24 protein-coding genes are annotated in these 26236 nt (G+C 39.0%); 18 read left to right on the top strand and 6 right to left on the bottom strand.

Annotated elements, in window-relative coordinates; translation table 11 throughout:
• Positions 1–7 precede the first annotated feature (7 nt).
• The gene (locus tag AABJ44_RS09950; RefSeq protein ID WP_338368829.1) at positions 8–3442 is read left to right on the top strand and encodes an EAL domain-containing protein; all 3435 of its coding nucleotides are present in this window, start codon (positions 8–10) and stop codon (positions 3440–3442) included.
• Positions 3443–3540: 98 nt separating this feature from the next.
• Here AABJ44_RS09950 and AABJ44_RS09945 read toward each other — a convergent pair whose 3' ends face one another.
• Together AABJ44_RS09945 and AABJ44_RS09940 are read right to left on the bottom strand one after the other, a co-directional pair.
• Positions 3541–4836, bottom strand: a complete 1296-nt coding sequence (locus tag AABJ44_RS09945; protein ID WP_338368826.1) for an OFA family MFS transporter — start codon at positions 4834–4836, stop codon at positions 3541–3543.
• 42 nt (positions 4837–4878) lie between these two features.
• Positions 4879–6108: a hypothetical protein gene (locus tag AABJ44_RS09940; RefSeq protein ID WP_338368824.1), complete on the bottom strand. Its 1230-nt coding sequence runs from the start codon at positions 6106–6108 to the stop codon at positions 4879–4881.
• Positions 6109–6277: 169 nt separating this feature from the next.
• Between AABJ44_RS09940 and AABJ44_RS09935 the strand changes: the two genes are divergently transcribed.
• The 4 genes from AABJ44_RS09935 (at position 6278) to AABJ44_RS09920 (ending at position 11150) form a co-directional block, all read left to right on the top strand.
• Positions 6278–8752, top strand: coding sequence for a chemotaxis protein CheA (locus AABJ44_RS09935; RefSeq protein WP_074639984.1), 2475 nt, complete (start codon positions 6278–6280; stop codon positions 8750–8752).
• A 101-nt stretch (positions 8753–8853) separates the two neighbouring features.
• The gene (locus AABJ44_RS09930) at positions 8854–10185 is read left to right on the top strand and encodes a CheR family methyltransferase (RefSeq protein WP_422100128.1); all 1332 of its coding nucleotides are present in this window, start codon (positions 8854–8856) and stop codon (positions 10183–10185) included.
• 25 nt (positions 10186–10210) lie between these two features.
• Positions 10211–10693, top strand: a complete 483-nt coding sequence (locus tag AABJ44_RS09925) for a chemotaxis protein CheX (RefSeq protein ID WP_022930957.1) — start codon at positions 10211–10213, stop codon at positions 10691–10693.
• A gap of 22 nt (positions 10694–10715) precedes the next feature.
• A complete protein-coding gene (locus tag AABJ44_RS09920) occupies positions 10716–11150 on the top strand; it encodes a response regulator (protein ID WP_074639988.1) in 435 nt (144 codons plus the stop codon).
• 41 nt (positions 11151–11191) lie between these two features.
• Here the strand turns inward: AABJ44_RS09920 and AABJ44_RS09915 are convergent, their stop codons facing one another.
• Together AABJ44_RS09915 and AABJ44_RS09910 are read right to left on the bottom strand one after the other, a co-directional pair.
• Complete coding sequence (locus tag AABJ44_RS09915) at positions 11192–11938, bottom strand: hypothetical protein (RefSeq protein ID WP_338368817.1); 747 nt, start codon at positions 11936–11938, stop codon at positions 11192–11194.
• A 17-nt stretch (positions 11939–11955) separates the two neighbouring features.
• Positions 11956–12606, bottom strand: coding sequence for a response regulator transcription factor (locus AABJ44_RS09910; protein WP_074639991.1), 651 nt, complete (start codon positions 12604–12606; stop codon positions 11956–11958).
• A 47-nt stretch (positions 12607–12653) separates the two neighbouring features.
• On the opposite strand from AABJ44_RS09910, the gene AABJ44_RS09905 reads away from it, so the two are divergent.
• From AABJ44_RS09905 to AABJ44_RS09875, 7 genes are all read left to right on the top strand, one after another.
• Complete coding sequence (locus tag AABJ44_RS09905) at positions 12654–14747, top strand: substrate-binding domain-containing protein (protein ID WP_338368814.1); 2094 nt, start codon at positions 12654–12656, stop codon at positions 14745–14747.
• Positions 14737–15321 (top strand): chromate transporter, encoded by a 585-nt coding sequence (locus tag AABJ44_RS09900; protein WP_338368811.1) that lies wholly within the window; start codon positions 14737–14739, stop codon positions 15319–15321. Before AABJ44_RS09905 ends, AABJ44_RS09900 begins: the two co-directional genes overlap by 11 nt.
• Positions 15321–15893: a chromate transporter gene (locus AABJ44_RS09895; protein WP_338368809.1), complete on the top strand. Its 573-nt coding sequence runs from the start codon at positions 15321–15323 to the stop codon at positions 15891–15893. Before AABJ44_RS09900 ends, AABJ44_RS09895 begins: the two co-directional genes overlap by 1 nt.
• A 23-nt stretch (positions 15894–15916) precedes the next feature.
• A complete protein-coding gene (gene deoD, locus AABJ44_RS09890) occupies positions 15917–16618 on the top strand; it encodes a purine-nucleoside phosphorylase (protein WP_074639998.1) in 702 nt (233 codons plus the stop codon).
• A 27-nt stretch (positions 16619–16645) separates the two neighbouring features.
• Positions 16646–17560, top strand: a complete 915-nt coding sequence (locus AABJ44_RS09885; RefSeq protein ID WP_338368805.1) for a hypothetical protein — start codon at positions 16646–16648, stop codon at positions 17558–17560.
• 80 nt (positions 17561–17640) lie between these two features.
• Positions 17641–18462 carry a type I phosphomannose isomerase catalytic subunit gene (locus tag AABJ44_RS09880; protein WP_074640002.1) on the top strand — a complete coding sequence of 274 codons (822 nt, stop codon included), beginning with the start codon at positions 17641–17643 and terminating at the stop codon, positions 18460–18462.
• A 99-nt stretch (positions 18463–18561) separates the two neighbouring features.
• Complete coding sequence (locus AABJ44_RS09875) at positions 18562–19140, top strand: hypothetical protein (protein ID WP_074640003.1); 579 nt, start codon at positions 18562–18564, stop codon at positions 19138–19140.
• A gap of 81 nt (positions 19141–19221) precedes the next feature.
• Here the strand turns inward: AABJ44_RS09875 and AABJ44_RS09870 are convergent, their stop codons facing one another.
• Positions 19222–20220 carry a class II fructose-bisphosphate aldolase gene (locus AABJ44_RS09870; RefSeq protein WP_074640875.1) on the bottom strand — a complete coding sequence of 333 codons (999 nt, stop codon included), beginning with the start codon at positions 20218–20220 and terminating at the stop codon, positions 19222–19224.
• Positions 20221–20559: 339 nt separating this feature from the next.
• On the opposite strand from AABJ44_RS09870, the gene AABJ44_RS09865 reads away from it, so the two are divergent.
• On the top strand, positions 20560–21318 hold the full coding sequence (locus AABJ44_RS09865) for a flagellar filament outer layer protein FlaA (protein ID WP_074640005.1): 759 nt from the start codon (positions 20560–20562) through the stop codon (positions 21316–21318).
• Positions 21318–22040 carry a flagellar filament outer layer protein FlaA gene (locus tag AABJ44_RS09860; RefSeq protein WP_074640007.1) on the top strand — a complete coding sequence of 241 codons (723 nt, stop codon included), beginning with the start codon at positions 21318–21320 and terminating at the stop codon, positions 22038–22040. The genes AABJ44_RS09865 and AABJ44_RS09860 overlap by 1 nt, the downstream gene beginning before the upstream one ends.
• Before the next feature lie 55 nt (positions 22041–22095).
• On the opposite strand, the gene AABJ44_RS09855 is transcribed toward AABJ44_RS09860, so the two are convergent.
• The gene (locus AABJ44_RS09855; protein ID WP_338368801.1) at positions 22096–22845 is read right to left on the bottom strand and encodes a DUF8091 domain-containing protein; all 750 of its coding nucleotides are present in this window, start codon (positions 22843–22845) and stop codon (positions 22096–22098) included.
• A gap of 162 nt (positions 22846–23007) precedes the next feature.
• On the opposite strand from AABJ44_RS09855, the gene mraZ reads away from it, so the two are divergent.
• The 4 genes from mraZ to AABJ44_RS09835 are packed head-to-tail and all read left to right on the top strand — an operon-like array spanning position 23008 to position 26235.
• Entirely contained in the window at positions 23008–23451 is a 444-nt protein-coding gene (mraZ, locus tag AABJ44_RS09850) for a division/cell wall cluster transcriptional repressor MraZ (protein ID WP_083379651.1), read from the top strand.
• 28 nt (positions 23452–23479) lie between these two features.
• Positions 23480–24466: a 16S rRNA (cytosine(1402)-N(4))-methyltransferase RsmH gene (gene rsmH / locus AABJ44_RS09845; RefSeq protein ID WP_074640010.1), complete on the top strand. Its 987-nt coding sequence runs from the start codon at positions 23480–23482 to the stop codon at positions 24464–24466.
• Between the two features lie 3 nt (positions 24467–24469).
• The gene (locus AABJ44_RS09840) at positions 24470–24772 is read left to right on the top strand and encodes a septum formation initiator family protein (RefSeq protein WP_074640011.1); all 303 of its coding nucleotides are present in this window, start codon (positions 24470–24472) and stop codon (positions 24770–24772) included.
• Positions 24769–26235, top strand: a complete 1467-nt coding sequence (locus AABJ44_RS09835) for a UDP-N-acetylmuramoyl-tripeptide--D-alanyl-D-alanine ligase (protein WP_338368796.1) — start codon at positions 24769–24771, stop codon at positions 26233–26235. The genes AABJ44_RS09840 and AABJ44_RS09835 overlap by 4 nt, the downstream gene beginning before the upstream one ends.
• Position 26236 lies beyond the last annotated feature (1 nt).

Here is a 26236-nt window from a genome sequence, read left to right as displayed (position 1 = left end):
GGCGTTTATGAGCAGATTCAATAACGGTATTATTTTTACAAATGAAAACTGTATAGGTTGTAATAAATGTATAAATAACTGTTCTCTTATGGGTGCTAATGTTTCCATTGTGAAAAATGGAAAATCCCATATGGAAATTGACCCTAAAAAATGTAATAACTGCGGCCGCTGTATAAATATTTGTGTTCACCATGCCCGCGATTTCCGTGATGATGTTGACAAGTTTTTAGCAGATCTGAAAAAGGGCGAAAAAATATCTTTAATTATTGAGCCTGCTTTTTTTGCGATTTACGGTGAGCGTGCGCCTCTAATCATCAAAAGCCTTCGTAAGCTTGGTGTTCAGAAAATTTATGACGGTTCATTCGGACGCGAAATCGGTGCTTATCTGACTGTAAAATATCTGAAGGAAGCACAGGAACTTCCTGTCGATCAGCGCTGCTTTATCAGTAATGCCTGTCCTGCTATGGTAACTGTTGTTCAGAAATATCATCCGTTCCTTTTGAACAAAATGATTCCTGTTCAGCCGCCGGTTATCTGTGCTTCAATTTATATTCATAAGTATCTTGGGGATGATAATAAGCTTGCCTGTCTTGGTGCCTGTATTGCAAATAAAGATGAAGCAATCAGTGAAAATACAAAAAATGTACTTTCTTATAATTTAACCTTTGCCCATTTAATGGAACATCTGCCTGAAGTTACAGAAGAGGACAGTGAATATTCCAGCGAACTGGATTTAAAAGGAAAAGGCTTTGGTTCAATCGTTTCTATTGGCGGGGAATTTTCAGATATTGTTTCTTATTTCTTCTCTCATAAAGAAACTATTCTGGCATTAAAAGGATTTTCATCTGATCATCTGAGTTCTCTGTATATGTCTCTGGATGATAATTTTAAAAATAATCAGCCGCTTTTTGCAGAAATTACAGCCTGTAAAAACGGTTGTGTCGGCGGACCAGGTGTCTATCATAAAGATTATAACCCGGCAACCGTTTATTCAAATGCAATTACAATCCGAAGGTCGACCTACGAAAATTATACAGATATAGATAATCCTGAAAAATTCTGGAAACAGATTTGTGCTCAGTTCAAGTATATCCGCTCTGAAGATTTTACTCGCGGCTATACTGATTATTCACGACAGCAGTTTAAAATTCCAAAGAGTGCCTTTGATGAAATCTTTACGGATATGCTTAAAGACACTCCTCATAAACAGTCTATTAACTGCGGTTCCTGCGGATATAATTCGTGTAAAGATATGGCACGGGCTATTGCCTATGGTTACAGTAGAAAAGAAAACTGTATTCAGTATATGAAAGAGCTTCTGGTACAACGTATTTTTACAGATCCTGAAACAGGTGTTATGACCAGAACGGCTTTCATTCAGGCAGGAAATAAACTCTTTTCTGACAATCCAAAGAAAACCTATATAGTTGCTATTGGAGATGTAAATAAACTTAAGATTATAAATGATTTATATGGATTTACTGCAGGAAATGATGCATTAAAGCAGATTGCCGCAACCTTAAAACAGATTGTCGGAGAACAGGGCCTCATTGCAAGACTGGAAGGTGGTTCTTTTGCAGTTTGTATGGAAAACTCAGTGGACAATCTCCAAAAACTGCAGGCCTGCAAGGTTTTTGATAACGGTTCAGTTCATATGTCTTTTCCAATTACAATGCATTTTGGAATCCGTATTGCAAATTCTTCTCTGGGTATTACTACAGCCATGGACCAGGCTTCTTTGTGTATGGATAAAAATATTTCTTCTGTACAGAATACGTTTACTGCCTTTACAGAAAAAAATATAGAAGATACACATCTCGAGGCTGAAATCACATCACAGATGCAGCAGGCTCTTGCCGACGATGAATTTAAAATCTGGTTTCAGCCGCAATATTCAGCCGCTACAGGAGAAATGGTCGGGGCGGAGGTTTTATGCCGCTGGATAAGGGAAGATGGTACAATTATATCACCGGCTGTATTTATTCCGATTGCAGAAAAGAATGGCTTTATCCGTATGCTGGATGAAGAAATCTGGACAAATGTATTTGTTGCCGTTCGTTCCTGGCTGGATGTTGGAATTGACCCTGTTCCGATTTCAATAAATATTTCCAGAATCAGCCTTGAAACAGACAAGCTTTATTATGTAATTAAGCGTCTTAAAGAAAGATATAATATTCCAGAAAAATACATTCACTTTGAAATAACAGAAAGCGCTTCTATAAATGCAGATAAAGAACTAAATGACAGAATCCAAAAGCTCCGCGATTTAGGTTTCAGAATTGCAATGGATGATTTTGGAAGCGGTTATTCTTCTTTGAATGCCCTTAAAGATATGCCTATCAATATTCTTAAGCTTGATATGGGCTTTATGCGCGGTGAAGATAACTTGAACCGTGGCGGCACAATTATAAACTATGTAGTGCGAATGGCACAGGGACTTGAATATATAACTGTCGCTGAAGGTGTAGAAACACAGGAGCAGGCAGACTTCCTTCGTAGTATTGGAGTTAATGTTATTCAGGGCTTCTTATATGCAAAACCTATGCCTGAAGATCAGTTTGTTGAACTTCTGAAATCTCATAAAGGAGCTGCTTCAATTATCCGTCCAAGAACTTTTGGACAGATTGATATCAGAAAGTTCCTTTCACCAGATTCTTCCGAAAGCCTTATGTTTGAAGAACTTTCAGGACCTGCAGCAATTTATGAATTTGATGATCAGGCAAAATCTTTAATTCTGATTCGTGCAAATAAGAAATTTCTAAAACTGTTCGAGCTTGATGATCTTGTTTTCCCTGAAATTCGAAAAAATCTGAAAAAACTTATGGGTAAGGAAAGTTTTAAATGGCTTGTTGAACAGTCAGAACTTTCTCTTTCAGAACGTAAGGAAATCTGCTGTTATATAGAAATGCGTACCTTTATGAAGCATAATCCGCTTTATGTAAAAAATTACATCAAAGAAATCAGTTGTAATGAACATAAGCATTCTTTCTATATTTTGACAGAAGATATTACAAATGAAAAATTAACAGAAAATACCCTTGAAATTGCTAATCATCAGCTAGGGTTAATGACTGAAAATACGCAGATTGGTTTACTTCTGATGCATGTTGATTTTGATATTAAGAGAATAGTTTCCGGTATGAAAATTCATGTTCTTCGTGTAAATCAGAACTTCCTGGATATTTCCGGATATTCAAAAGAAACTGTATTAAACTGGACTGCAAAAGAAGCTTTTGATATTATTCATCCGAACGACAGATTAGGATTTAAGGTTGCAATGGTAAAAGCTTTTCTTTCTAATTTCAAAAAGCCTGCAACTTATGTTTATAGGGCTCGTCATTGTAATGGAAATTATTTCTATGTAAAATTTGTTTCAACAGGTGTGCAGCAGCCGGATAAGTCTTATTTGTTTATAACGAATTATATTGTTCTGGATTTATAAGCTAGCAAAATCGCTCGCATAGCCCGCTCTGAGGCGTTTTTTCGATGAACCTAAATAGACTTACTGCCGTAAGTCTATTTTTTAACGGTTCTTCGATTTTAGTCTTTCTTGCTCATAGGACGAACAAGGAAGCAGCTCAAGCACATTGCAACTGCATAGAGAATTGTTGTTACGATGAGTACATTCTGATAACCAGTTGGGTTAGCCTGAACTCCGTGAACATCAATAAATGCACCTGTGTGTTTTACAATGTAAGAAGCCATCTGGTTTCCTGTAAGACCTGCAAATGCCCATGCAGAAAGTGTAATTCCGTGAATAGCAGAAATATTACCCATTCCGTAGTGGTCAGAGAGGAGAGTAGGAACGTTAGAGAATCCTCCACCATATCCTGCGTTTACAATGAAAATCAAAGCAAGTACGAAGATGATAAGAAGAGTGTTTCCTGCACCATTAGCAATACCCTTTGTACAGAGAACGATTACAGTTGAAACAATTGAAAGTGTGAAAATCAACTTATAGATTGTGTTGCGGTCCTTAAGCTTGTCTGCCCATGCAGAGAATCCAAGACGTCCGCCTGCGTTGAACAGAGCAGAAACTGTAGAAATGATTCCTGCAAAAGCTCCAAGTCCTACACACTTTACAATCATCTTTTCCTGAGAAATGATTGCAAGACCACATGTGATGTTGATATAGAACATAAGCCAGATACCGATGTAAGAAGCAATTGGTTCTGTCTTAAGAGTTGCGATAATTCCTTCGTCCTTAGACTTAGTCTGTGGTTCAACCCATCCTTCTGGTTTAGCAAGAATAAGGTGACCAATGAACATCATTACAAAGTAAACACATGCAAGAATGTAGAACATCTTGTATACACCGCCTTCTCCAAGACTTGTAAGCATGCGGCTCATGATAGGAGAAGCGATAGCTTTAGCAGCACCGAAACCTGCTACAGCGAGACCAGTTGCAAGACCTTTCTTGTCCTTGAACCAGAGCATCAAAGTCTTTACAGGAGAAAGATAACCTGTTCCAAGACCAATACCCATAATAAAGCCGTAGCTGATGTAGATTCCTACAAGAGAAAGAACGCTGTGTGGATTATTTCCACCGTACCAGATAAAGAAACCTGTTCCAGCCATTCCCAAAGCAAAAGTGATTGAAGCAATCAAAGAAGACTTGTGGATATTTTTTTCTACAAGGCCACCAAGAAAGGCAGCTGACATACCGAGGAAGAAGATTGCAAAGCTGAAAGCCCATTCTACAGCGCCTTTTGAAAAGCCGATGTAGTCTGCAATTTCCTGGCTGAAAATTGACCAGCAGTATACAGTACCGATACTGCAATGGAGAAGAAGAGCCGGGATAGCACCACGGATCCACTTATTCTGAATGTTTTTCATTTTTGTTATTCCTTAGAATATAAAATCTTAATTTATATTTTATCAGAATTTTGTACGATAGCCAATATCAAATGAGAATGCATGTCCTGGGCGCTTTCTGACAAATTCCATCAAACGTAAAGTTGACTGAATATGAAGCTGACCTGAAAGGAACTGAGATTCAACATAAGGTGTTACAGACAGATTATAACCATTTGAGAGAATATTCTTGATATCCTTTAAATCTGTAAGGCTCTTGTCAATAAACGAGAATGAAATGTGCGAACCGACACTAACTGAGTTAGAAGAACCCACAGATGATTCTCCGTAAAAATTTAAATCAACACCCAGTGTGTCATCAACAAAAAGAAGCTTGTTTACAGTGTTTTTTGGTAAAGAATATACTGAAATATTCATGTGCGCATTCTGAACGAGAAAACGTGGTTCTACGAGAAGATATAAATCATCTGGAGAAATGACTGCACTGTCATCTTTTGCTTTAAAGCTTGCGTTATAAATTCCTGCCTGAAGGAAAAGAGAAGTTGTGTAATTGTTTCCCAGAAGAATTGTTGTTCCTGCGTGCCAGTAAACTTTTTCTACAACAAGAAGGGCTTCTTCTCCGTGATATTCATTTGCAATAGGAATACCAAGACCACATGCAAAATCAAAAGTAAGATAGCTTAATACTGTTGCAAAACGAAGGTCTGCATTGAGGACGTATGAATCAGCAGTATCATTAATTAAATCTTTTTCGTGATTAACGTAGATGTAGCCGCCGAAAGCAATAGGACTGTTATAAAATCTTACGATATCAGAAATTCCAAGACCAAAGTGAGGGTAGAGGATAGAACCTGCAATTCCAAGATAGCTTTCTGTAAGTTTTGAATCTATAGGTTTAATATTAAAATATCTCTGAAGGAAAATATCTGAACCAATCGGATCATAAGTTCCCATAAAGATACTGAAATAATTTGCACTGGTGTATAAATTAGCTCTGCAGATTAAAGAGATTTCATCAATCTGAAAGTCTGCATCAGTTGCATGGAAAATACTGTTTGATAATAAGTCACCGGTATTGATTGAAAACTCCAGGTGGCTCCATACATTCTGTGTAAAATTAAACTGTCCGGCAAAAAATGCCTGAAGTTTCAAATCTGGATCGTAATCTTCCTGTTCTGGATTAGCGGCATAATTAAGCTTTCCGCCTGCATAACCGCTGAAGGAGGTTGCAGCAAAGAGTGCTGAAGAGATATAAAAAATTGCTGCCAGTATAATAATGTGCTTTCTATTCATATATAAAACTCCTTATTCTTTATCGGCAGAAAACGAGTCTGCCTTGAGGGAAAACTATAGAATCCCTTTAATTATAGAAGAAAATCGCAAAAAAGTGCAAAAATAAAATTTATCATACAAAATAAGTTTTAACTTGAAATATGTGATTTTCGGGGTATAATATTTCTATATGAGTGATTATCTTGACCCAAATAACGAAGAACTGTTGAAGGACTTCTTCGCAGAAGCAGAACAACAGGTAGAACAGTTGGAGAGTAATATTCTCGTTATTGAAAATGATCCTTCTAATCACGAAGCGATCGATGAGATATTCCGTGCCGCACATACCCTTAAAGGCGGTTCTGCAACAGTAGAGATGATGGAGCTTTCTCACTTTACACATACTGTAGAAGATGTGCTTGATGAGATTCGTTCCGATAGAATTAAGGTAGATGAAGATGTAGTTGATCTTCTTCTTACTTCTATAGACGTAATCAAGGCAATGCTTGAAGCACGCCAGAATGGAAGCGTTTACGAAGAAAATATCGATTCAATTATTGAAAAACTTCAGGGACTTATTCCTTCTAAAGATGGAAAGGCACCTGCTAAGGCAAAGGCCACTGCACCAAAAACTGCAGCTCCAAAGCCAAAGCCAGCTTCTGCACCGGTTGCAGCAGCACCTGCAGCTTCTTCATCAGATATACTTATTCTTCCGGATATTACAGAAGAAGATTTTATGGAACTCAAGCAGACCTGCGAAGGTAAGCAGAAGCTCTGGTGTATTGCAGTTAAGTTTGATGAAAGTAATCCAATGAATACAGTTGGTGGTATTCAGGTATTTGCTGCACTTAAGAATGTTGGAAACGTACTTAAGACTGTTCCTGATTTTGATGCCCTTTACGAAGATCAGTTCTATGAAAATGTATTCTATTATGTGGCTACAGAAGCAGAGGGAGCAGAAATTGAAGACTGTGCATTCCTTAGTGATGTAACACTTATAACAGATGCTCATCTTCTGGAAGATTATACTACAGGTACTCTTGCAGATCCTGCAGTAGCAAAGGCAGCCGCAGCTGCACCAAAACCTGCAGCTCCAAAGCCGGTTGCTTCAGCTCCAATCACTCCTTCAGACGATGTTCCTGCTGGAAATATGACGGCAGCTCAGTCAGAACTTTTGGGTGATATTCTCAACGACAATGTACTTAAGCCTGAGCCTAAGAAAGAGGAAAAGAAAGCAGAACCTAAGAAAGAAGCTGCAGCAGCTCATGCACAGCAGAGCTCAATCCTCCGCGTAGACTCACGCCGTATCGATAACCTTTTGAACCTTGTATCTGAAGCTGTAATCAACAAGGCTTCATTCAATCAGCTTGCAATGCAGAATGCAGCAGAACTTACTCATTTCCAGTCAATTGAAGCAGAATATAAAGAACGCCTTCATAATCTCTTTGATAAGCTTCCAGATTACATGGAGCAGATAAAAGAAGGTGTTGCTGCTGTAGATATCAGAAAGAATATTCTTAAAGAATATGGTTCACTCAGTAATATTTTTGATGAGTACGAATCAGAAGCAAAGAGTATTTCCGGTAAGTTCCGTTCTTACACACAGAACCTTGGTACAATTGCAGGCGACCTCCAGGAAGGCGTAATGAAAATCCGAATGGTTCCAATCAACCAGATTTTCAGCCGTTTCCCTCGTGTAGTTCGCGACCTCCAGCGCGATCTTAATAAAAAGATTGACCTGGTAATTGAAGGTGAGGATACAGAACTTGATAAGTCTGTAGTAGAAGATCTTCTCGATCCTATCATGCACTGTGTTCGTAACTCAGTAGACCATGGTATTGAAACTCCAGAAGTTCGTGCTGCTGCAGGAAAGCCTGAAACAGGAACAATCCTCCTCAAGGCTTCTAACGAAGGTAACCAGATTGTAATTGAAATTAAAGATGATGGTGCCGGAATTGATGTTGAAAAAATCAGAAAGAAGGCTGTAGAACGCGGTCTTATTCATCCGGATAAAGCAGTTACAGAACAGGATGCATTCAATTTGATTATGCAGCCGGGCTTCTCAACTGCAGAAAAGATTTCTAATATTTCAGGACGCGGAGTTGGACTTGATGTTGTTAAGACAATGATTAATAACCTTAAGGGAACAATTTCCATCAACTCTGCAAAAGGTAAGGGAACTTCATTTATTATCAAGCTTCCACTTACTCTTGCTATTATTCAGGGTCTTCTTGTTCGCGTTGGAAGAGAAGTTTACTCAATTCCAATTGCAAACGTTATTGAAAGTCAGTGCATTAATATTTCAGAAATCAATCATATTGATAATTATGAAATTTTGAATGTACGTAACGAGGTTATCAGTGTACTTCGTCTGTCACGTCTGTTTGGTATAACAGAGTCTGTTCAGACGGATGAATGCTACATTGTAATCGTAGGTACACAGGAAAAGAAGATTGGTGTAATGGTCGATGCTCTTATCGGAGAAGAGGATGTCGTTATTAAACCTCTGAAGGATCAATTCACTAATTCACCGGGAATCGCTGGTGCATCAATCCTTGGTGATGGTTCTGTATCACTGATTATTGATGTTGGTCAGCTTCTTGAGCTTGGTGTTAAGCAGGAGCTTCTTGCTCAGGCTCAGGAACAGGCTCAGTATGTACAGTAATAGAGGTGTTTTTTATGAGTGCAGAAAATGAGACTTTAGTTGCAACACAACTTCAGCAGCTTGAAGAAAAGAAAGAAAATGCCACTATTGTTGATTTTAAGATGGTAACTTTTTCACTTGCAGACAAGGATTATTCAATCGACATCATGCATGTGAAGGAAATTGCAAAGGCTGGACGCTTTACGTTCGTTCCTAACACTCTTCCTTTTGTGCTTGGTGTTTATAACCTTCGTGGTGAAATCATTCCTATTCTTGATTTAAGAATCTTCTTCAATATCGAAGTTCCTCCTCGCGAAGAAAATAAGCTCGAAAATATGCTTATTCTTCAGGTAGAAGATCAGAAATTTGGTGTTGTAGTAGATAAAATCGACAAGGTAATTGGTGTTCAAAAGAGTACAATTCAGCCACCACATCCATTGTTTGGTGATATCAATATCAAATACATTGATGGTGTTGTAGAAAGCAATAACAGACTTTATGTCCTGCTTGATATAACACGTATCTTCTCTTCTAAGGAATCTGCAGAAGCTGTTGCTCCAGGAGCAAACTATGAGAAACCTCAGAAAATAATGAAACAGCCTCAATCGGTTGCAGATGTTCCTAAAAATCAGGCTGCAGCTGTAGTACAGGGCGGAATGGTAAAATCACCATCGGATATTGCAAGAGGAATTTCTGGTGGTGCCGCAGAAGAGGAAGACTCTTCTGTTGATATTAAGTTCATAAGCGAAAGCCTTCTTACCTATAAGAATTTCACTGTATCATCAGTAAATTCGACTTGGGTAAAGCACAGATATTTGGAATGGTCTAAGGAAACAAAAAAGACTCAGCTTCAGAATTCTGATGATGCTGATGATTTCCTCAAGACTTTCTGGTCTCCATTTACAAACAACTGGTGGTCATCTGAATATGCTGATGCTGTTGCCAAGGTTCTTCCTGATAATGCTGCGAAGCAGATAGTTGTATGGAATCCGGGCTGTGGAAAAGGTACGGAAACATATTCTCTGGCATGCATACTTAAGAAACGCTATCCTGATGCAAAAATCAGAATCTATGCACAGGATATAGACCTTCTTAATGTATCTAATGCAGGGCTTATGTCAGTTCCAGCAAATCTGGCTTCAGACTGGTATGCTCCTTATTTGACAAAAAAAGCAAATGGCGAGTATACTTTTAATCAGGAAATAAAAGACAGTATTATGTTTGAGTATCATGACTGTAAACACACTAATGCTCTGCCAACAGTAGACATTATTTTTGCACGTGATATTCTTTCCCTGCTGGATGAAAAGTCTCAGGAATCTGTAGTTTCCGACTTTATTGAAAAGATGAAGGGAAATGCGATTGCTGTAATCGGAGAAAACGAGGACATGCCTGATTCCTTTAGTTTTGGTGAGAATGCTGTTGGTACGCTTGTGGCGTATACAAAGGATTAATTAAGCAAATAAATAGGAGATTAAGATGCGAGTAGAGTATATTAACCCGTTTGTTGAAACTTCATTCCGTGTACTACAGGAAGTGCTCGGAGGCGCAGAGGTAAAACGCGGTGATTTGTATTTGAAATCAACTGCTATGCCTGTTATGGGTGTTGCTGCATTGGTTGGTCTTGCTGGAGATGTAGAAGGTCGTGTTCTTTTTGATATGACTATGGAAACTGCATTGAATATTGCGTCTGCAATGAACGGTGAGACTCTGCCGGAATTTGATGATTTGGCTAAGGCTACAATCAGTGAGCTTGCTAACCTTATTACTGCTCAGGCTGTAACAAAGCTTCATGAACTTGGATTCAGATTTGACCTTACACCACCAGCTCTCTTTGTTGGACAGAAGATGGAAATTGCAGCTCTTGGTGGTACTACAGACAGTGTAGAGGCACTTATCGTTCCTCTTATTTCTGATTGTGGTAAGATTGAAGTAAACGTTTCTATCAGGGAACGTGCATAAAATATTCTAAAGGAGTAAGAAAATGAAAACTACAAACGATTTTCCAAACATTAACGAGCGTCCGCCTGAGGGTAGAAAAGACGACGGTACATCCTTCAGAGTATTAGTTGTTGACGACTCTATGTTCGTTGCAAAGCAGCTCGGACAGATTCTTTCAAGTGAAGGATATGAGATTGTTGCAACTGCTGCAGATGGAAAAGAAGGCGTTGATAAGTACAAGGAACTTTGTCCTAATGTTGACCTTGTAACAATGGATATTACAATGCCTAAGATGGACGGTATTACAGCTCTTGAACAGATTATGGCTTTTGATAAGAATGCAAAAGTTGTAATGGTTTCTGCTCTCGGAAAAGAGGAACTTGTAAAGAAGTCTCTCATGACTGGTGCTAAGAGCTATATCATTAAACCTCTTGATCGCAAGAAGGTTCTTGAACGTATTGCTAAGGTTCTTCAGTAGAAGTTTTATATAAAAGCGGTGAGTATTTCTCGCCGCTTTTTTTATTCTACAATCCTTATTAAGCGATAGGTTCCCTTATCCTGATCAATTATAAACTCATGTTTCTCATCATTTCGGATAATACTTTTTAAATTTGAAATATGAACTCTAAGTGAACGTTCCGAAATCTTCTTACCATCTTTTTTATAGCAATCAATAATTTTACTCAGCTCCATAGGATGATCTTTGTTTTCCTCAAAAATATTAAGCAGATAGAATAGATTATTCGGCAGGTTATTTCTTAATTTGAAGGAAGTAATGTAATCAAGGTTATCGTTGTTGATTAGCTTAAGAAGATTGTTTTCATTCAGAAAGTTCTTGGGAAATAATTTAGGGGGCTGCAGTAAAGGAATGTAAGGAACTAGAGCTTCTGATTCAACAAGTTTTTCCAGGGTAGTAAAGATTTCTGAATAATTGCATAAACCTTGCGTCAGATATTTTGTTTGAGTCATCTCTAAGATTGCTTTCCAGTGTGCAGCTCTGGTACTTCTTGTAAGGCAGGGATCATTAAAAAATATAACAGGGATTTGTTTGTTAAGTTTATTCAGGTAGGTATAAATATTGAACAGGTCATGATTGAAAGAAAGGTAGTCTAAAATTATCAGGTCTGGACCTTTCTTCAGATTTCTGATCAACGAAGAAAGGTCCTCCAAATATTCAAAGATAACACACTTGTGACCCTGACAAGTCAACTGTTTCGAAATGATGTGACTTATTTCCTTTACAGGAGAATAAATAATTACTTTCATAAATTAAAAATCAGTTGTTACATAGCTTTGTTTGTCCATTCAATGGCCATCTGACGTAATTCGGCAGATGAAGCACAATGAAGCTTTCCTTTTATGTTTTCCTTGTGAGTATCAATTGTTTTAATGCTGAGGTTCAGTTTCTTTGCGATTTCTACAGTTCCGAGACCCTTTCCTACAAGAGTGAAAATCTGGAGCTGGCGGTCAGAAAGTGCACTGATAAGGTCTGAAAGTTCACCTGATTCAGGCTTACCCTGAGACAATTCCTTAATGCGGTTCTTCTCATTTTCGCTCAGATAAATTTCGCCGCTGGTAACAGTTTTAATGGCGTTGATAACCTGAGATTCGGCTTCTTCCTTCATGATATAGCCTTTTGCACCAGCCTTAATGGCACGTTCTGCATAAAAGCGTTCATCATGCATTGAAAGCACGAGAATCTTGGTCTGAGGATGAATTATGATGATGTCTTTAATCAGTTCAAGTCCATCTTCCTGTCCAAGGTTTAAGTCTACTATGGCAAGATCCGGAGTAGTAGTATCAAGAAGTGAAAGTGCTTCATTTCTGTCTTTTGCCATTCCAATAACTTTGTAGTCCTTCTGTGTTTCAATAAGCTGCGCAAGTCCGCGGCTGAAAAGAGGATGGTCATCAATAATAATTACATTACAACTCATACCTATATAATATCATATTTTTTAAAATAAGGGTATAATATATTTCTATGAGAATTGGAGTTGTTTTAAACATTCTTGATGAAGAATATCAGATTTCTGTATACAAAGGTATTGAACAGAAAGCACAAAGTCTTGGAATTGAACTGGTTTGTTTTCAGCAGGAAAATGCAAAAATTACAGAAGACGAACCGGTTTCGCGCTTTCCTAGAAAAGAGTATTTTGACCTTGATGGAATTATTCTTGTTACATCAGTTATTACAGGAAACGCTGATTTTACAACTAAGGATGATGTAGAAAGAATCTGGGGAAAGATTCCTGTTGTTTCTGTCGGACAGAAAATTGAAGGTATTCCTTCGGTTTTGATTGAAACAGAAGATTCCATGAAGCAGCTTGTTGAACACCTGATTCTTACACACAATTACCGGAAGTTTCTTTTTATCAGCGGTGCAGAAGATCATCCGGATGCAGAAGAACGAGAACAGATTTTTACTAAAACTATGGAAGCCTATAAACCATGGTTTTCTGATTTACAGTATAAATTAAAACGAGGTTATTTTACCGAAGTGGCCGCTATTCGTGCTATGGGCGAATACATGGATGAAGAAAGTAAATTTCCAGATGTCGTTGTCTGTGCAAACGATAATATGGCAATTGGTGTTTATAAGTATTTTAAGATTCATTGTAACAAGCCGGGTTTTAAGGAATGCGCCGTTACAGGTTTCGATGATATTCCACAGGCACGCTTTGAAATCCCTTCACTTACAACAGTACATCAGCCTTTGAATGAAATTGGTGCAAAATCTCTTGAACTTATGAAAGAGGTTCTCGAAGGAAAGAATGTTCCGCAGGAAGTTTTTATTGAATCGCGTGTTGTATACAGAAAGTCTTGTGGTTGTAAAGGCAGTAAGGATGATTTTGCAACTGATGAAGATCAGTTCCGTGCAATGCAGGCAAATTACGTTCAGTCAGAAACCCTGCTTAGAATGGTAAGCCATATCGGACAGGATTTGAATTACGGTGAAACCTTTGGAGCTCTTAAATATGTAGTAAGGCAGAATCTTAATGAACTTGGAATGAATAACTTTGCAATTCTCCGTTTTTCAAATGGTGATTTAAAGAGCAGTCATCTTAAGAATATGCCGGTTGATCCTCTGTTTGTCCGCCGCAGCGGTAATGAGTGTTATGAATTTGACCGTGAAATGAAAATGCCTTTAGGTCAGTTTTACCGAAGGTTTTATGATATTGATCCGCATACTAAGCCTGCAATGATTTTGAAATTCCTTATTGTAGGTAACGAAATAATTGGCTGTATCTTTTATGAGGCAGATGAAAATGTACTTCCGTACCTCAGTTCTATTGCCATCAATCTTGCACATGGTTTGAACCGAATGACAATGGCCGAAGAACGCCGAAAACATTCTGAGTTCCTTGAGCGTGAAGTAAATGAGCGTACGAAAGAACTGGTAGAAGCAAATAACCGCCGAATGGAAGTTGAGGCTGAGGTTCTCCGAATCAGTGAATTGGAGCGTCAGCGCTTTAGTAACGACCTTCATGATGATATCTGTCAGCGTCTGGCCGGTATTTCAATGCTGTGCCGAAGCTATTCAAATCAGGATACTCCGGTTGAAAAAAGTCAGATGCTTGAACTTGCACAGCTGATTGGAGAAACTCTTCAGACAACCCGTCAGTATGCGCATAACTCATATCCTGTTGAGCTTGAAAGCCTTGGTATGAACCATAGTTTAAGCAATCTGTGTAATTCCTTTGCTGCACAGTCTGGAATTAACTGCCAGTATGAATGGGGGATGCCAAAAGGTGTTCATTTTGATAAGATTCAGAAACTTAATATATTCAGAATCATTCAGGAAGCCCTGCATAATATTCTTAAGCATTCAAAAGCAAAGAATGTATGGGTGAGTGTAATGCCCGAAACAAGAAAAACTGTTATTAAGGTAATTGATGATGGCGTTGGCTTTGTGAATGAAGAAAGCGGAAATAGTAAGGGACTCGGTTTAAACTCCATGCAGTATAGAGCCAATCAGATTGGTGCAAGCTTTGTGATTAAGAGTAATAAACCTCATGGAACCTGTGTTCAGCTTTCTCTGAGTAATAAACTTCTTGAGGATAAAAATGAAAAATAAATTCAGGGAACTTGTGGAGCTGTATCTGGCATTTTTGAAAATCGGTGCCTTTACCTTTGGTGGTGGACTTGCCATGATGCCGATTATGCAGAGGGAACTTATAGAGAAACGAGGCTGGATTACAGAAGAAGAACTTATTGATTATTTTGCAATAGGTCAGAGTACTCCGGGAATTATTGCTGTAAATGTAGCGACCTTTGTAGGTTATAAAAAACTCGGCTGGTTCGGCGGAATTATAGGAACTCTTGGTGTTGTAACTCCATCCTGGGTAATCATAATGCTTCTGGCCGGTGCCATCAGTTCTATTGATAAATATCCGATGGCTCAGAAAGCACTGCATGGAATAAATGTTGCAGTTGCGGCCCTTCTTACAAGTGTAATTGTAAAGTTTTCTAAAAAGACAATTAAAAGCGTATGGAATGCAGTGTTTATGCTTCTTGCTTTTGGTTTGATTTATTTTCTTAAAGTACAGTCTGTGTGGATAATTGTTTTCGCCCTGATAATCGGAAGTCTGCTTACGCTTTACCGTCAGAAGAAACAGAAATCATCTGCTGAAGCAAAGGAGGGTGAATAATGACTCTCTTACAGCTGGCTTTAACATTCTTTTCTATCGGACTGTTTACAATTGGCGGCGGTCAGGTAGCCATTACACTTATGCAGCAGTCTCTGGTTTCTACCGGAATTATTTCTCAGGCACAGTTTTATAATATGGTAGCAATTTCTGAGAGTACTCCTGGTCCAATCGGAATCAATATGGCAACCTATATCGGTTATGAATTATATGGTGTTCCAGGTGCCCTTATTGTAACTGGTGCTCAGGTTCTTCCATCAATTATAATCATCCTGATTATTGCCCGTTTTCTAAAAAACTTTAATGATAACCCGTATGTAAAAGGATCTCTTGCCTTTTTACGTCCGGTAACTACAGGTCTTATTCTTGTGCCGGTTATCCAGGTTATTATGTTTACACTTATAAATGTTCCCGAATCGATAAGTGTACTTACAACAATTGAAGGCTGGAAAGGACTTTTTAACTGGATCTGTCTTGCTGCGTATGGAGTATTTGTTTTCCTTTTGTTTAAGGTTAAACTTCATCCGATTGCAGTAATTCTGCTTGGCGCGGTGTTTGGAATTGTTTTCTTATAGGAATTGAATTATAATACATAGTTATGAGTACACATATTAACGCTCCCGAAGGAGCAATCGCAGATAAAATTCTGCTTCCAGGTGACCCTCTGAGGGCTAAGTTTATTGCCGAGAATTTCCTTGAAAATCCGGTATGTTATAACGAAGTGCGCGGTATGTTAGGTTTTACAGGAACCTACAAAGGCGTAAAGGTTTCTGTTCAGGGAACCGGTATGGGACAGCCGTCTCTTTCAATTTATGTACACGAGCTTTTTGACTGCTATGGAGTTCAGAAAGCTATCCGCGTTGGAACTTGTGGCGCGGTAAGCGAAGATGTAGAACTTCGCGATGTAATTCTTGCAAACGGTGCATGTACAGACTCATCTCTTCAGAATCAGAGATTCGGTGGACTTCATTATGCACCTGTTCCAGATTTTGAACTTTTGTATACAGCTTTCAATAAAGCAAAAGAAATGAACCTTAAAACTGTTGTAGGACAGTGTGTTTCAAGTGACCGTTTCTATGATGATAATGAAAACTGGAAGCTCTGGAAAAAATATGGAGCAAAGGGAATTGAAATGGAGTCTGCTGAACTGTATACTTTGGCAGCTGAATTTAACAGAAAAGCTCTTACAATTCTTACAGTAAGTGATCATATTCTTAAGGGAACTGCTACTACAGCAGAAGAACGTCAGACAACCTTTAAGGACATGATGAAACTTGCTCTTGAAACAATAATTGCTTAATTATTTAAATTTCTTAGAGGTAGTATAATGAAACCAACATTGTTAGTTCTCGCAGCCGGTATGGGCAGCCGTTATGGTGGAGTAAAACAGATAGACGGAGTAGGACTTCATGACGAATGTCTTCTCGATTTTGCAACTTATGATGCTATGAAAAGCGGCTTCGGAAAGGTTGTATTTATTATTCGTAAGGATATTGAACAGGCTTTCCGTGAGCGCCTTTTTGACCGCGTTGCACGTAATTTTGATGCTGAATATGTTTTCCAGCAGCACGAAAGTCTTCTTACACCACAGCAGCTTAAAGACAGCGAAGGCCGTGAAAAGCCATGGGGAACAACTCATGCTGTCCTTTGTGCAGAAAAAGCAATACATGCACCTTTTGCCGTTATCAATTCTGATGACTATTATGGACGTCAGGCTTTTGATGTGCTTGGTAAATATCTTTCATCAATTGATAACGATTGTACAGATCATGCAATGGTTGGATATATTCTTGGTAATACAATGAGCCGTTCTGGTTCTGTAAGCCGTGGTGTTTGTACAGTTGCAGATGAAAAACTTGTAAATATCGTTGAAAATCTCAAGATCTATTATGATGAAAAAGATCAGATTATCAGCGAGATGCCAGATGGAGAGAAAAAGCTCTTTACTGGAAAAGAATGGGTTAGTATGAATCTGTTCGGCTTTAGTCCCAAGGCATTTGAAGAATTCCATGTTTACTGGGAAAACTTTATTGCCAATAATTCAAAGGCTCCTAAGGCTGAGGCTCTTCTTCCTGTTGCTGCAAGTGATATTATTGCTCACAATAAGGGAATCATTAAGTTCTTTAATTCTACAGAAACCTGGTTCGGTATGACATATCCTGAAGACCGCCAGCTTGTAAAGGACGAAATCGCCAAGAAAATTAAAGACGGCTACTATCCAGAGAAATTATGGGAGAAATAACGTCATTGCGAGCGAAGCGAAGCAATCTATAAAAAGATTGCCACGTCGCTATCGCTCCTCGCAATGACGGATGGTCTACTATGTTAAAACTGAATTCAATAAAATCAGATAAAATCTGGGGCTATGAGCTCTGGATTGCATCTACACATCCTAATGGCTGCCAGCAGGAGTTTAAAAACTTCTGCGGCGGTGAATATCCGCTTCTCATAAAAGTTATTCAGGCAAATGATACTCTTTCCATTCAGGTACACCCGGATGATGACTGGGCTGTAAAACTTGAAGGCGAGGGTAACCGCGGTAAAACTGAGTGCTGGTATGTACTCGATGCCGCTCCTGATGCAAAACTTGTTTACGGAATTAAAGAAGGCTACTCAAACGAAGTGCTTGCAAAAGCAATTACAGAAAACAATCTTGAACAGTATCTTGAGTTTGTAAATGTAAAACCTGGTGACTTTGTTTATATTCCTGCCGGTACAGTTCATGCAATCGGCGGCGGTTTGAGACTTATGGAAACCCAGCAGTCCTGCGATTTGACATATCGTCTTTATGACTGGGGGCGCGGCCGTGAAGTTCATATTGAAAAAGGTCTTGCAGTAATTAAACGCGAGGAAATGCAGCCTGTAGCTCCATTCCCTGGTGATTTTGACTGTAAGTATTTTTCTCTTGAACGGATTGATGTAAAAGGCGGCTGGAGCATGTATTGTTCCGGAGATGCAGGGGAGCCTTCAGATGTACAGCTTTTGTATGTGCTTTCTGAAGATAAGGCTGTAATACGTACATCAGAAGAAAAAATCGGGCAGAAGATTCTTGCAGAAGAAATTTATGCAGTAAAGCCTGGTGAAAAAATAACAGTGGAGGGCAGGGCAAGCATAATGCGCATCCGCGCTAAAAAGGTTGATTAAACCGGTGCTAAACTGTATTTTTTAAGCATGTATCTTTTTATGTTATTATTACTGCCATTGATTCTTGCATCCTGGTGTTTTTATAAAAGAAACCCGCATATGATTCCTGTTATTTTTACCGGACTCATTTCTGCCGTGCTTGTATGTGGCTTCAGGGCTTTCTTTTTATATTCACACAGAGTAATTCCATATTCATTTGAACTGAATATGTGGTATCTGCTGCTTCGACAGTCTCTGCTTCCTGTAATTGTTCTTTACGGAGTATTTTTTCTTATTTCTAAGGATACAATTTCTTATAAAATAGAAGCTCTTTTTCCACTTTTGATTTCTTTTTATTTGATTTATCTGCCATACACAATTCTGTCTGGCTCAGAAAAAATCATTACAACATTTCCATTGTTTATTAAACCAACTCTGTTTACGGTTATGATTTTTTCTTTGGGACTTAGTGCCAAGCATATTGAAAAAACAATAACTGCTAAAAAACATTTCTTTGCTGCTATCTGGATTATTACGGCGGTTGTAAGTATTGTTTTTCCATCTGTTGTGGAAACTATGTATATTCTTGATATGAGTTACTTTTTGATTCTGGTGCTCAGCGGAATATTCTGTGCAACACTGCCGATACTGTTTATTCTAAGCAGACTTGGCGTGTTTACGGTTCGGGATAAAGAATAAGGTTAAATAAAAAAGACTTCGTTATTCAACGAAGTCTTTTTTTATGGTGGTTTAGAAAAGTTTAACCACCATTATAGAGAACTAGTCGAGTGCATGACCAGCTGAACCGAATACGTTGCGGTTCTTGTCTGCATACATCTTTACGAGTTCTGCACGAGCGTCTGTGAGGTACTGACGTGGGTCAAAGTCTTCTGGATGCTCAACAAGGTGCTTACGGATAGCAGCTGTCATAGCAAGACGTCCGTCTGAGTCTACGTTGATTTTACATACTGCAGACTTAGCAGCCTTGCGGAGCTGTTCTTCTGGAATACCTACAGAGTTAGGAATCTTTCCGCCGTACTTTTCGATTTCTGCAACGTAAATCTGTGGAACTGAAGAAGATCCGTGGAGTACAATTGGGAAACCTGGGAGCTGCTTTTCGATTGCTTCGAGAACATCGAATGCCAGTGGAGGTGGAACCAAAGTACCATCTTCGCGGCGTGTACACTGCTCTGGAGTGAACTTACAGCGTCCGTGTGAAGTTCCGATAGAAATAGCAAGTGAGTCACATCCAGTCTTTGAAGTGAAGTCAATTACTTCTTCTGGCTTTGTATATTTAGATTCTTCAGCAGCAACATCCTCTTCTACACCACCGAGAACTCCGAGCTCTGCTTCTACAGTTACGTCGAACTGGTGAGCATAGTCTACTACTTTCTTTGTGAGGGCGATGTTGTCTTCGTATGAGAGTGAAGAACCGTCGATCATTACAGATGAGAATCCGTTGTCGATACAGTCTTTAGCTACTTCGAAGTTTGGACCGTGGTCAAGGTGAAGAGCGATAGGAATATCACATCCGAGTTCGTGAGCATACTCTACAGCACCGCGAGCCATGTTGCGGAGGATATTTGCGTTTGCGTAAGCGCGAGCTCCCTTTGAAACCTGGAGAACAACAGGAGATTTTGTTTCAACACAAGCCATGATGATAGCCTGCATCTGTTCCATGTTATTGAAGTTATATGCTGGAATAGCATATCCGCCTTTCATAGCCTTTGCAAACATATCACGTGTGTTTACGAGGCCGAGATCTTTGTAACTAATAATGTTAGCCATAATTAACATCCTTTATTCAGACGTACATCGCCTGAGATTTCTTTGATGTAAATAATAAAATAAATTGAAGGTTTATTCAATATATTGGGGGCGTTACGGGGGTGTCCCCCGTTAGAGAGGGTAGGCCGCAACGAAGTGCGGCCGAGGGGGAGACTTCCCCCCCGCTTAAAACCTGGAACCTGAAACCTAACACCTAAAACCTAGAATTTCGTTTGACAAATAATATCATAGGAAATATAATTGAATGAGTTATAAATTTGACTGTTATTGCCGATAATTAAAGGGTATAAATCTTTTTATCGGTCTGATAAAAGTTTCAAGGAGTTTTGCATGAAAAGGGAACTTAAAGTTCTTATTGGTCTTGCATGTCTGTTTGTAATAGGTTTGCCAGCTTTTGCTCAGCCTAATTCACGCAGCATTGAGACATTCGTATTGGATGATTTTGATTCTGCCGGTTCGCAGAATTATATGTACAACGGTAAAGCTTACAGCTGGGACTGGGAAGTTGGTTCAAGCCGCTTTATTGCAGATGGATATCCTAAAACAGGCTATTTTGAAGGTGTTCCAAATTCTTTAAAACAGCTTCATAAGGGTGAAGATAAGGAATTTAAGGTTTTCGGTGTAAAAACTGCTTTCAAACGTAAGGGTGATAACTGGTTCGAAGTTTATCCTACAGCAGACGGAAAGTCTTTCGAGATTCCTTTTGTAGGAACTGTTTCTCAGATGGATTTCTGGATCTGGGGTGCTGGTTATAACTACTATCTTGAAGTTATGGTAAGAGATGCTCTTGGAACTGTAAAGGTTCTTCCTGCCGGAAGTCTTGCATTCCATGGCTGGAAAAATATTATTGTAAATATTCCTGGCTGGATTCAGCAGAGTTCACATCTTCGTTCTGGTCCTGAAAACCTTACATTTGTAGGTTTCAGAATTCGTTCAGATGCTGAAGAGTATGTTGATAACTTTGTTGTTTACTTTGATCAGATCAAATACACATCTAATTCTCTCTCTCTTATCTACGATGGTTATGAGTTGAATGAAGTTGATTTTGGTGACAGTTCGGATTCAGATGATGTTTCGGAGGCTAAATAATGAAAAAGCTTGTAACAATTAGTATTATTGCTGTGCTCGCTATGGGTGTTGCTTTCGCTCAGAATTCAAGCCTTCAGGAGCCTAATCCGGAAAATGTTGGTGCAGATTCAGCTGAGTCAGCATTGCGCGAAGTTTCTGTAGACAAGTTTGAGCGTGAAGGTTCATGGAACGTTCACATGTCTGCTGATGATGGTGTAATTACAAGTCGTCTTTTTGAAGGTAATCCTGCTATGAAGGAGCCACTTCCAGAAGATGAAGGTAAAGAAGCAGAAGATGTAAATGTACTTGGTGTAAGAGTAGATTTCTTCCGCCGTGGTAGAAACTCTTTCACAATTAAGTCTGGACGTCCTCTTGCAATTGAGGGTGTAACAAAGACTGTTTCTGTATGGGTTTGTGGACGTAATCAGGATCATGAACTTTATGTTCTTGTTCAGGACTATTTTGGACGCAACTATGAGCTTTACATGGGAAGCCTTGGTTTCTCTGGATGGAAAAAGCTTATCTGTGTAGTTCCACCAAGTCCAGATGGAGAACATGGTATTGTTCAGAACAGTGCTTACTACGGTGATAAGCCTGGCCTTAAGATTCTTGGTTTCCGTGTAGACTGTAATCCAATGCAGGCTCGTGGTACATACTATATGTACTTTGATGACCTTCGTGTTGTAACAGACCTTTATGACATGGAAAACCACGATGAAGATGACATGGCTGATAACTGGTAGTCTTCTATAAATCATGCAAAAGAAAGACCGTTCCGAATGGGACGGTCTTTTTTTATTATAATTTTTTCTCTGTGGGCTCCATGTGCTCTGTGAGGAATTTGTAATATTTTGTACGGCCCTTGGTCTCTGAGTGTTCGAGGAGGCCTGCATGGGAAAGTACCCACATGATGAGGTGTGCGTCGGCGGTGTGTTTTGGGATGTCTGGATTTTTATCTAAGGCTTGCTTGAGATCTTTTGCGCAAAACGGCTGGGGTAGTGGAGGCAGAAGTTTTAAGTAATCTTCCGGCTTTGAAAATCTTGTTGTGTTTATTATGGTGTCCAGACGTTTTCCGGTTTTGATCCAGTTTCGGCGGAATCGGCGGCGGCCATTTTTTGATTGAACGGGTTCTATTGTTCGTGTCCGTTCTTCTGTCATTTCTATTTCTATAACTTCCAGTGAAAAGTGCGGGTTTGTGATTACGGGATAAAGTCCTGTAAGCTCGCGGAAAATGTTGTAAATACTTCCTTTTTTTGGGCTTTTTCTTTTTGATATTATTGTTCCCTGTTCGTCTTTTAGTTCTATTCTTGTTGTTGTTGGAACCGGATGAATCAGTTTGATATTATGACCGTTCTCAATTGTTTTTAGAATCTTGGGTAACAGCTTTGCAAGGTTCTTTGTCTGTATTTCTATTATATTTCTGTTTTTAGTAACTATATCGTAAATAAAGCCATCCTGTTCTGTTTCTGTCTGGCCTTCATAAATCTCCTGATAAAGGATTTTTAGAGAATTGTGTAGTTTGCTTTCATTTAGTGTGGAAAACGCCATATACAGTGTGTCAAAGAGTATAGTATTTAACCGTATAAGTAAAATATAAAAAATCAAAAAATTTTTTATATTATCGTCAAAAAAAGTGGTTGACTTTAGGAATTTTTGGTATAAAATGATAGATAAGTGGGAAAAAGTGGTAAAAAGTGGTAGTAAGTGGGTATGAATCTGTTAACTGGTGAATACAATAATACGATTGATGAAAAAGGGCGTGTCTCGTTTCCTGTAAAATTGAGAACGGCCGTTAATCAAAACGTACTTATGGTTACCAAAGGTTTAGATCGCTGCTTATGGCTTTTTACTACTGATGAATGGGAAGCTTTTCAGGGGAAGCTTATGAGTAATGCTTCTATGATGAAAAGCAAAAGTTTAGGAGTTTTACGACACTTTGTTGCACCTGCACAGCCTGTAGAGTTCGATAAGAACGGCAGGCTTTCCATTCCTCAGAGTCTTCGTGAATATGCAAATCTTTCTAAGGACTGTGTAGTTCTTGGAATTGCAAAGTACATGGAACTCTGGGATTCTCAGACTTACAAGGATTACCTGGCTGAATCTGAGGATTCGTTCCGCGATGCAGCTGAGGAATTCAACGATATTAATTTTTAAACTTTTTAAAATTAGGTGGGATTAAAAAGTGGAAATCGTACACACTCCGGTTTTATTAAATGAGTGTCTGGAATATCTTTCTCCAGTAGGTGAGCCGTTCGAAGCTGATGCTTTAATGATTGACTCGACTCTGGGTGAGGGCGGCCATACTTATAACTTTTTGAAAAACTATCCGTCTCTTTCTATAATCGGTCTGGATGCTGATAAGGTTATTCAGGCACGTGCAAAAGAACGTCTTAGCGAGTTTGGCGAGCGCGTGCATTTTTACAACGGCTGGTTCCAGGATTTCTATGCTGATTATCCTTCTGAATATAAGCGTCCAAATATTATTCTTTTTGATCTCGGTATTTCTGTTTTTCATTATGAAAAATCTGAAAGAGGTTTTTCTTTCCGTTATGATGAAAAACTTGATATGCGTCTGAATTCTTCTGAAGGGGAGTCTGCTGCTGATTTAGTAAATGAACTTCCTGAAGAAAAGCTCGCAGATTTAATCTATCTTTATGGCGAAGAAAAACTCAGCCGCCGTATTGCGCGTGCTATTGTTGAAGCCCGCAATGGTGGACGTATTGAATCCTCTAAAGCACTTGCTGAAGTAATCTGGAATGCTGTTCCTGCCAACTACCGCTATGGTCCTATTCATCCTGCTACAAGAACTTTCCAGGCTCTGCGTATTGCTGTAAACGGCGAATTAAAACGTCTTCCAAAAGCTTTGCATGATGCATTCGGCTGTCTCCAGCCTGGCGGAAAAATGGGTGTAATTACATTCCATTCTCTTGAAGACCGTATTGTTAAGAATTATTTCCGCAATCTCGGCAAGCAGTGTGTATGTCCTCCTGAAGTTGCTGTATGCCGTTGCGGTGGTGAGCAGTGTGCAGAGCTTATTACCCGTAAGCCTGTTGCACCTACAGATAAAGAAGTTAAGGAGAATTCTCCTTCACGTAGTGCCAAGCTTCGTGTAATCCGAAAAATCAAGGATGATACTCCATATCATCTGGATGGAGTGATAGGTTTTTAGTTTATGAAGCGTGGTGTTAAGGATTTTATAGTTAAGTTTTTCTTCTGTGTATTTGTACTTGCTATCCCTCTGATTTTGTGTCTTTACGCAGCTCAGGCAAGGCGATACATGGCTCTTACCAGCGAAATCAGAGAGCTGGAAAAGAAGCAGGAAAAGCTGATTGAAGAAAATAAGAAGCTTGTCAGTGACATTGCTGTGCTTTCAAGTGCTGATAGAATTGAAAAGATTGCAGTTGAAGAACTTGGAATGCACAAGGCTGAAACTGAAGATATAGTTCGTGTTGAGATGACGGGAGAGAAAAAATGACAGAGAGTCTGCTTACAAAAGAAGAGCTTCTTACAGCGGTTAAGGGCACTCAGATTGGCAGTGCTCCATGTTTATTTAACGACGTACAGACAGACAGCCGTAATGTAAGTTCTGAAAAGCCTTGCATGTTCGTGCCTCTTATGGGTGAGTTCCAGAATGGCCATAAATATATTCCTGATGTTTTAAAAAAAGGAGCATCTGTTGTTCTTATGAATGAAGCTGAATATCAGGAAAAGGTTTCTTATTATGAGGAACTTGCAGCTGCTAATTCAGGAGTTTGTTTTGTTCGTGTTGAAAATACTCTTCATGCTTTACAGGATGCTGCAGAGGCTTATGTTACAAAGAAATGCCGTAATATGATTCTTGTAAGCATTACAGGTTCAAGTGGAAAAACAACTACTAAGGAAATGATGGTAAGTGTAGCACGCGCTCATTTTGGTGATGCTGGTGTTGCATATACATACGGAAACCTTAATTCTGAAACAGGACTTCCACTTTCTGTATTCAAGATTCGTGGTGATGAAAAAATCGGAATCTTTGAAATGGGTATGAACCGTGTAAATGAAATCGGTGAAATCTCAAAGGTTTTGAAATCTCGTTTTGGAATCATCACAAATATCGGAACTGCACATATTGGTATTCTTGGAAGCCAGCAGAACATTGCAACTGAAAAGAGAAAGAGCCTTGCTTATATTCCGGCTGATGGTGCTGCAATTGTTGGTGCAGCTGATCCGTTTGCAGATTACTGTACAAAAGGTGTTCGCGGTAAAATTGTAAAGTTTGGTAAGGATGTTCCTGCTGACAAGAGTGGCGTAAAATTTATTGAAGATAAAGGACTTTTTGGAACAGCTTTTGAACTTGATGGTCTTACTGTAAATCTTCCTCTTTCTGGAAGTTATAACTATCTGAATGCTCTTTCTGTAATTGCCTGTGCAAAGGAAATTGGAATTCCATCAGCTGATATTAAACGCGGTCTTGAAACTGTAGCTGCAATTTCAGGTCGTATGGAAGTTTGCCAGTCTGTACTTTGCAATGGAAAGAAAGTTGTTCTTATTAAAGACTGCTATAATGCTAATCTCGACTCAATGATGAAGGTTATAGATTTCTGTGATGAGCTTAAAAATGTAGGCAAAAAGATTTTTGTTCTTGGTGATATGAAGGAGCTCGGTGCAGAATCAGAAAAATCACATGAGACTGTTGGTACACGTATTAGTGAAACTGATGCATCTCAGGTATATCTTGTTGGGCCTGAAATGAAAGTTGCTGAAAAAGTTCTTCAGACTGATTCAAATATTTGTGTAAAATGGTTCAGTGAATCAAATGATAAGAATTTTAAGGAAATAGCAGAATCAATTAATTTAACTGCGAACGACAACGATGTAATTCTTCTTAAGGGCTCTCACAGTATGCAGCTTGAAAAGCTCGTGCCACTTCTTTGTGGCTCAGATGAGGAGGCTCGCTAAG

This window comes from Treponema bryantii, from assembly GCF_036492245.1.
GTDB classification, from domain to species: Bacteria; Spirochaetota; Spirochaetia; order Treponematales; family Treponemataceae; genus Treponema_D; species Treponema_D bryantii_C.
The sequence above is the reverse complement of the archived record's forward strand: the minus strand, read 5'-3'. Positions and strand labels throughout refer to the sequence as shown.